Raw genomic sequence first — 799 nt, 5'->3', positions numbered from 1 at the left:
CGCCCCGACACCTACGCCCACTCCGACCCCGCCGCCGAAACCGACGCCGAAGCCGTCACCCAGGCCCGCCCCGCATCCTGCGGCGACCCCGGTGAGTTATCCGAAGTACCACGCCCAGCCGCACCCGCGGCCCGCTCCCAGCCGGACACCGCCGGTCGTCTACGTCCTGCTCATCACCCTGCCCGCGGTGGTCGCCATCGCCGCACTGCGTCCGCGCTGATCCCCGGAGGAACCCCTTGTCGGAATGGCTTGTTCTCGCCCTCGCGATGGCGGCGGCCTGTGTCGTCGTCGTCATCGTCACCTTCCTGCGCGAACGCGCGGCTTCCGAGGACGAGGACCCCAGCGAGACCCCGGACGTCATCGAGTACATGACGATGTGGATCGGCGTGGTGTACGCCATCGTCCTGGGTCTGGCGATCGCCGGCGTCTGGGAGGCCCGCAGCGCCGCCCAGGACCACGTGCAGGCGGAGGCGCAGGCAATGCACGAGATCTCGGAGCGGGTCCGCCTCTATCCGCCCGACGTCCGTGACCGCGTCCGGGCGGATGTCGACGCCTACGTCTCACAGGTCGTCAACACCGAGTGGAAGACGATGGCCGACCACCAGAAACTCACCCAGCGCGGCACCGATCTCCTCCAGCGCATCCGCCAGGACGTCACCGACTACCAGCCGAAGACGGACTTCCAGGCGCAGGCCTACCAGCCGCTCGTCGAGCAGGTCGCCGCGGCCGACCTGGCACGCAGCGCCCGCGCGGACTCCACGGGAGCGACGATGCCGGCGGTGGTGTGGTTCGGGCTGCT

Annotated in this window: 1 protein-coding gene and 1 pseudogene; both read left to right on the top strand. The window is 70.3% G+C overall.

The annotated features are described in order from the left end of the window. Nucleotides 1-220 (top strand): annotated as a pseudogene (locus R6V09_RS54215) (hypothetical protein); the annotation flags it as partial. Between the two features lie 16 nt (nucleotides 221-236). Further along, nucleotides 237-799, top strand: a 563-nt coding sequence (locus R6V09_RS54210) for a bestrophin-like domain (protein WP_317888696.1), incomplete at its 3' end; no start/stop codon positions are given.

Source organism: Streptomyces sp. W16, assembly GCF_033194735.1.
GTDB lineage: Bacteria > Actinomycetota > Actinomycetes > Streptomycetales > Streptomycetaceae > Streptomyces.
This window is presented reverse-complemented; position numbering and strand designations above follow the sequence as displayed.